The sequence below is a fragment of the Micromonospora tarensis genome (genome assembly GCF_016803395.1).
Classification (GTDB): domain Bacteria; phylum Actinomycetota; class Actinomycetes; order Mycobacteriales; family Micromonosporaceae; genus Micromonospora; species Micromonospora tarensis.
Genome location: NZ_JAEVHL010000314.1, coordinates 1 through 6,280, shown reverse-complemented (window position 1 = coordinate 6,280; position 6,280 = coordinate 1). Strand labels below are relative to the sequence as shown.

The window sequence follows — 6,280 nt, the reverse complement described above, 5'->3', positions numbered from 1 at the left end:
GTGCCGCCGGCCGCCGCGTGGTCCGCCGAGGCCGCCGGGGACCTGCTGCTGCTCGTCGAACGTGACCAGGCGCGCGGGGCGCGGGCGACCACCGCCCGGTCGATGCGCACCGGCGAGGTGCTGTGGCGGCGACCCGAGCGGGTGTACCCGGCCGGCGACGCCACTGTCGCGGTCAGCGAGGTGCGCAGCGCCGCCGAGCCGGGGCGACGGATCGAGGGCGCGGTGCGCGGCGTCGACCCGACCACCGGCGCGACCCGCTGGTCCGTCGCGGTGCCCTCCACGGCGGTGCTGCGGGCGTTACCCGGGCGGTTGCTGCTGGTGCAGGACGACGGGTTGGCCCGGCTCCTCGACGCCCACGACGGCACCGAACGCGGGCGGGGGCGGCTCCCGCCGGCCGACTACGGCCCGGACAACCCGCAGGTCGTCGGTGAGCATCTGGTGCTGCGCCACCCGAGCGGCAGCGCCGTGCTGCTGAGCGGGTACGACCTGCCCGGGTTCTCCGCGCGCTGGCGGTCGCCGGTGCCGGCGGGTGAGGTGGTCCTGCGGCCCTGTCAGGGCCTGCTCTGCGCACAGGACGCGCAGGACCGCTGGGCGATCGACGCGGGCACCGGTGCCCGGGCGTGGACGTGGCCGGCCGGCGCGCGCTGGCGCACCGTGCCCGGCCCACGGGTGGCCACGGAGCCGTTGGTGCTGGTGGGCATGGCGTCGGACGGCGAGCGCACGCTGGTTGCGACGGCGGGCCGCGACGGTCACCGGGTGTCCGCGGTGCTCCCGGCCGGCCTGACCGACTGCCGGCGGGTGGGCGTCGGGCTCAGCTGCCGCGACGGCACCACCAGGGTGACGATCTGGCCGCTCGACGGCCGGTGATCCGGCGGTCAGCGCAGCGGGCCCGAGCTGATCGGAACGGCCCCGCCCCGCGCTCAGCCGCGGCGGCGCGAACGGGCCGCCCAGACCGCGTAGGCCGGGTCGCGGTCGAGGTTGTGCCGGTCCCGGTCGTAGCGGCGGGTGGTGCGCGGGTCGGCGTGCCCCATCGCGTCCTGCACGTCCTCCAGCGGCACGCCCTCCGAGCGGGCGGTGGTGGCGAAGGCGTGCCGTAGCGAGTGCGGGGACAGCTTCGCCCAGGCCGGGATGCCGGCGGCGCGGGCCAGTCGGCGCACCATCCGGAACACCGAGTGCCGGTCCAGTCGGGCACCGCTGGCGGTGACCAGCAGCGGGCCGGTCAGCTCCGACACCGGCACGCGGGCGGCGGCGGCCCGCTGGGACAGGTAGGCGTCCACGGCGTACCCGGTGCCGGGGGTCAGGGCGCGGCGGCGTTGCTTGCCGCCCTTGCCGATGAAGCGCACGCTGCGGTGGCCGCGTTCGGTGCCGAGGTCGGTCAGGTCCAGCGAGATCAGCTCGCCGACCCGCAGCCCCAGGTCGGCGAGGAGCGCGATCGCCGCCCGGTTGCGCGCGGCGGTCGCGCTGGTGTCCGCGTCGGCGGCGCTGAGCAGGGCGTCCACCTCCTCGGGGGTGAGCCCCACGGTGGCGGAGTGGTCCCGGTCGACGCGCGGCCGGTCGGCGCCGGAGACCGGGTTGGCCGGCACGGCGCCGAGTTTGACGAGGAAGTCGTACCAACTGGACAGCGCGGAGAGCCGACGCGCCACTGTCGCCGGGGTCAGCGGCCGACCGCTGCGCGCGTCGACGCCGGCTTCCAACGCTCGGGCGTACTCGTTGACGTGCAGGAAGGTGGCCCGCAGTGGGTCCAGGTCGCGGGCGGCGCACCAGTTGAGCCAGCCGGTGACGTCGCGCCGGTACGCGTCGCGGGTGTGCTCGGACAGCCGCCGGTTGCGCAGCCACGCCTCGGTGACCTCGACCGGCCCGCTGGGCAGCGCGGGTGGTGCGCTCGGGCGGGCGAGGACCGGAGCGTGGGGGAACACCATGTGAAAAAGGTTCTCAGCCTCGGGTGGGATCGGCGCGTAGGCGCGCGATCCCACCCGTCACCGTGCGGTCAGGCGTTGATCTGTCGGCGGCCGTCGCCGTTGGCCTTGATGGCGACCCGGCGGGGCTTGGCGCGTTCGGCGACCGGGATGCGCAGCGTCAGCACCCCGTGCTCGTAGCCGGCCTCCAGCTTGTCGGTGTCGAGTGTGTCGCCGAGGAACAGCTGCCGGGTGAAGGTGCCCATCGGGCGTTCGGCGGCGACCAGTTCGACGCCGTCGCCGGTGGGCCGGCGACGTTCGGCCCGGACGGTGAGCACGTTGCGTTCGACAGTGCAGTCGATGGTCTCGGGGTCGACGCCGGGTAGGTCGAACGCGGCGTAGAAGTGGTCTCCGTCGCGGTAGGCGTCCAGGTGCATGGTCGCGGGACGGGCCGCCGTACCGAAGAACTGCTCGGCGAGCCGGTCGATCTCGCGGAACGGGTCGGTACGCATCAACATGGTCATGCCTCCTCGGATCTCCTGGCCGAAGGTGATGGGTTGAGTCCGGGTGACTCAACTTCCTCTTCTTATTTAGCGCGTCCTCCGGCGGACGTCAACTGCTTCTCGAACCAGTGTTCGGCGTACGGCCCCCGCGAGTACGCCGGAATCTCGACGTAGCCGTGCCGGGCGTACAGCGCGCGGGCCTCGACCAGGTCGTGTCGGGTGTCGAGGCGGATCCGGTAGGCGCCGGCCGCCCGCGCCGCCTGCTCGACGGCGGCCAGCAGCGCGGCGCCCCCGCCGACGCCTCGATGCGCGGGCCGGACGAACACCCGGGTCAGCTCGGCGAAGTCCGGTCGCCAGCGCAGACCGGCGCAGCCGGCCAGCTCAGCGCCGTGGTGAGCGAGCAGGAACAGCCCATCCGGCCGGCCAGGTCGTCGCTGGGCAGCTCGGCCAGCGCCGCGTCGACCTCGCCGGGCGGGCGGGACGGCGGTGGTAGCGGACCACCATCTCGGTCATGTACTCGCGCAGCAGCAGCACCGCGTCGGGGTCGTCGGGTCGGACGGTGCTGGTCACCCAGGAGGGCCGGACGGTGCTGGTCACCTGTCGATCATCACCGCCCGGTCAACGGCATTAGTGGACCGAGCCCGGTGTGGACGTCTCGCCGAACCGCAGGCGCGGCCAGTCGGCCAGGTCGCGCAGCACCTGACGGTCGTGGGTGGCGACCACCACGGCGGCCGTGCTGTGGCGCAGCGCCGTGGTCAGCTCGTCGGCCAGCGCCGACGACAGGTGGTTCGTCGGCTCGTCGAACAGGATCAGCGTGGGCCGCCCGGCCAGCGCCAACGCCAGGTCGAGGCGGCGCTGCTGCCCCGGCGACAGCCGCCCGACGGGCGTGCGCATGGCGGTGGAGTCCAGCAGTCCCAGCGATCCCAGCGGCACGGTGTCGGCGTCGGCGAGCACCCCGCCGGCGACCAGCTTTCCCACCCGGCTCGCGTACACCTCGCCGGCGGTGCGGTCGGTGCCCTGCCCGGCGGTCTCCTGGGTGACCCGGGCGACCCGGGCCCCGGGCGCCGTCCACACGTACCCGTCGGTGGGTTCGAGCGCGCCGGCCAGCACCGCGAGCAGGGTGGACTTCCCGGCGCCGTTGGGCCCGGTCACGAGCAACCGGTCACCGCCGTCGATGGTGAGGTCGACCGGGCCGGCGAGCCGACCGGCGACCGCCACCCCCTGCGCGCGTACCTGCGGCGCACCAGGCCGTACGCCCGGGTCCGTCATCCGCAGCGTCGGCGGTGGCTCCGGCACGTCGACGCGGTGGGCCCGCAGCGCGTCCTGCTGCCGGTGCAGCGCCTGCACGACACCCGGGGCCCGGGACTGGCGCTGGTGCTTGCCGGTCCCCTTGTCCGGTCGCCAACCGGTGGAGAGCCGGTCGCGGGCCCTCGACACCGCGTCCTGGAGTCGGCGACGCTCGTCCTGTTGCTGCTCGTGGTCCTGCTCCCAGCGTTCCCGCTCACGACGCCGCGCGTCCTGCCAGGCGTCGTAGCCGCCGGCATAGAGTCGGGGCTTCCCGTCGCGGGTCGGATCCAGGTCGAGGAAGCGGTTCGCCACGTCGCGCAGCAACGCGCGATCGTGGCTGACGATCGCCAGACCGCCGTCGTGCTCGCGCAGGCGACCGGTCAGGAAGTCCACACCGTCGGCGTCCAGGTGGTTGGTCGGCTCGTCGAGTAGCAGCACGTCGTGCCGCGCGCCGAGCAGGCACGCCAGCCGCACCCGGTAGCGCTGCCCGACCGACAGCGTGTCCAGTCGGCGGGCGCGGTCCGGGCAGGCGTCGAGGGCGTCGAGCGCCACGTCGAGGCGACGCTCGGCGTCCCAGGCGTCGAGCCGGGTGGCGGCCTCGAGCGCGGCGGCGTAGCGGCGTCGGCGCTCGGGTCGCCTCCGGCCAGGGCGAGGGCCGCCGCGTCCAGCGCGGCGAGCGCCGCGAGCGACCCGGCCAACGCCTCGGCGGTCAGGGTGCCGACGGTCTCGCCGTCGCGGGCGGACAACTCCTGGTGGGCCAATCCGATCGTGCCGGCCCGCTGGACAGTGCCGTCGTCCGGCGTGATCAGCCCGGCGAGGACGTGCAGCAGCGTCGTCTTGCCGCGGCCGTTCTCGCCGACGACCGCCACCCGCGACCGGGCGGAGACGGTGAGCGACACGTCGTTCAGCACGCGACGGGACCCGCGGGTCACGGTGATGTTGGTCGCGCGCACATGCGCGCTGCCGCCCGCCTCGACGGGCAGCGACAGGCTTTCGGGGTTGAGGTTCAACGGTGCTCCGCAGCTCGCGATGGAGCCGGGCAGCAACAGCAGGCCGCCCGGCGGGAACCGGGACGGCGAGCGCGAATTCAGCAGGGAGAAGGCGCCGCCGTCAGCGGGCGGAGCGGACCTTCTGCGACCAGATACCTCGTGCCATGGCGGCGATGCTAGCAGCGTCGACGCGCGCGGTCGCACGAATTTCGCCCACCCCCGGGACGCGGCAGGGGGTGGGCGGGTGGAGATCCCGCGCGGCGAGGCGCGACCGGTTACCGGCGAGGGCGGGGCAGCAGGGCGATCAGTGCGACCGCCACGGCCACGTGCGTGGCGCCGAGGAACAGCTTCGCGCCGCCGGTGGCCTCGGTGCCGGCCAGCGGGGCGAAGGACAGCAGGGTCACCACGAGGGCCAGCGAGATCCAGATCGGACGGGCCGCCCGTGGGACGAACCGCTCCAGCACTGCCAACGCCGCCCAGCCGAGCAGGGCGCGCCCAGGGAGACCAGGACGATCGCGGCCGCCCCGATGACCGTGGCGGGCTGACCCGGGCTCTCGACGGTGTAGTCGACTCCGGCCAGCGCGCCGATCGACCAGATGGCCAGGCAGGACGCGACGGCGGCACCGACGCCGAGGGCGCGGCGGCGCAGCGTTGAGGTGGTGGGGGTGGTGACGGCGGCAGCACTCATGGCGGCTCCTCGTTCAGGGAAACGAACGAGTAAGACCGTAACAGATCGTCTTGTCCGGAACTATCTTTCTCGGGATTAACAGCCGGATCGACTGCCCGGCGCGTACGGCGAGGTGTTGGCCAGTGGTCCACCCACCAGCGCCAGGAGGGCGCGCAGGAACACCTCCCGGTCCTGCTCGGGCAGCGTCGCGAGGAGGTCGTCCTGGATGCGTCGTACCACCTGCTGCGCCTGCCGCAGGACCTGCTCCCCCGCCGGTGTCACCACGACCAGCCGGGCCCGCCGGTCGGTCGGCGCCGGACGGCGTTCGGCCAGCCCGGCCCGTTCCAACTGGTCGAGGGTGACGACCATGGTGGTCTTGTCCACGCCGCACCGCTCGCCGATCTCCCGCTGGGTCAGATCGCCGGTGCGGGCCTGCGCCAACACGTAGTGCGCCCGAGGCGAGATGCCCAACTCGGCCAGCCCCGCGGCATGCTCGGTCTGCAACGCGTGACTCGCCCAGGAGAGCAGGAACAGCAGGTCGGGTGGGCCGTCGGTGGGCGTGCAGGAGGTCATGTGCCGAGGCTAGCAAGATGTTCCGCGACCAGACGATCTGTGCGCGGACGATCAGAGCCGCTGGTAGATGCCCTGATCGCGGGTGAGCAACCGCTCGTCGATCAGGTAGCGGCGCAGCGTCGCGTGATCCGACCCGCCGCCGGCGCACCACCGCTTGAGCGCGTCGTCGACGGCGCGCTCCGGATAGCGGGTGCCCGGCGCGAACGACCGCTCGGCGATGTGCGCCAGCAGGACGCGTCGCCTGCTCCGCTGGGCCGGCAGGCCCACCAGGAGGTCCCCACGCAGGAAGGTCCGCAGCACCGGGTCGGCGTCGGGGTCGGCGTCGTCGGCCGGACGGCTGTCGCGCGCGGCTTCCCGCAGCGCCAC

General features: G+C 74.3%; 10 protein-coding genes. 1 reads left to right on the top strand and 9 read right to left on the bottom strand.

Annotated elements, in window-relative coordinates; genetic code table 11:
• A partial coding sequence (locus tag JM949_RS32500; RefSeq protein ID WP_203151899.1) for an outer membrane protein assembly factor BamB family protein occupies positions 1-867 on the top strand: 867 nt, incomplete at its 5' end.
• A 53-nt stretch (positions 868-920) separates the two neighbouring features.
• On the opposite strand, the gene JM949_RS32495 is transcribed toward JM949_RS32500, so the two are convergent.
• The 9 genes from JM949_RS32495 to JM949_RS32465 form a co-directional block, all read right to left on the bottom strand.
• Positions 921-1,919, bottom strand: coding sequence for a tyrosine-type recombinase/integrase (locus tag JM949_RS32495; protein WP_203151898.1), 999 nt, complete (start codon positions 1,917-1,919; stop codon positions 921-923).
• A 68-nt stretch (positions 1,920-1,987) separates the two neighbouring features.
• On the bottom strand, positions 1,988-2,413 hold the full coding sequence (locus JM949_RS32490) for an Hsp20/alpha crystallin family protein (RefSeq protein WP_203151900.1): 426 nt from the start codon (positions 2,411-2,413) through the stop codon (positions 1,988-1,990).
• 68 nt (positions 2,414-2,481) lie between these two features.
• On the bottom strand, positions 2,482-2,778 hold the full coding sequence (locus JM949_RS38130; RefSeq protein ID WP_305070623.1) for a GNAT family N-acetyltransferase: 297 nt from the start codon (positions 2,776-2,778) through the stop codon (positions 2,482-2,484).
• A gap of 1 nt (position 2,779) precedes the next feature.
• Positions 2,780-2,995 carry a hypothetical protein gene (locus tag JM949_RS38125; RefSeq protein WP_238434290.1) on the bottom strand — a complete coding sequence of 72 codons (216 nt, stop codon included), beginning with the start codon at positions 2,993-2,995 and terminating at the stop codon, positions 2,780-2,782.
• Between the two features lie 30 nt (positions 2,996-3,025).
• A complete protein-coding gene (locus JM949_RS39420; RefSeq protein ID WP_309232428.1) occupies positions 3,026-4,237 on the bottom strand; it encodes an ATP-binding cassette domain-containing protein in 1,212 nt (403 codons plus the stop codon).
• Between the two features lie 712 nt (positions 4,238-4,949).
• Positions 4,950-5,138, bottom strand: a complete 189-nt coding sequence (locus JM949_RS38735) for a DUF6069 family protein (protein WP_309232427.1) — start codon at positions 5,136-5,138, stop codon at positions 4,950-4,952.
• Entirely contained in the window at positions 5,075-5,362 is a 288-nt protein-coding gene (locus JM949_RS32475) for a DUF6069 family protein (protein WP_203151897.1), read from the bottom strand. Before JM949_RS32475 ends, JM949_RS38735 begins: the two co-directional genes overlap by 64 nt.
• A 75-nt stretch (positions 5,363-5,437) precedes the next feature.
• On the bottom strand, positions 5,438-5,914 hold the full coding sequence (locus JM949_RS32470) for a MarR family winged helix-turn-helix transcriptional regulator (protein ID WP_203151896.1): 477 nt from the start codon (positions 5,912-5,914) through the stop codon (positions 5,438-5,440).
• 51 nt (positions 5,915-5,965) lie between these two features.
• The coding region (locus tag JM949_RS32465) for a DUF2087 domain-containing protein (RefSeq protein ID WP_203151895.1) at positions 5,966-6,280 on the bottom strand (315 nt) is incomplete at its 5' end.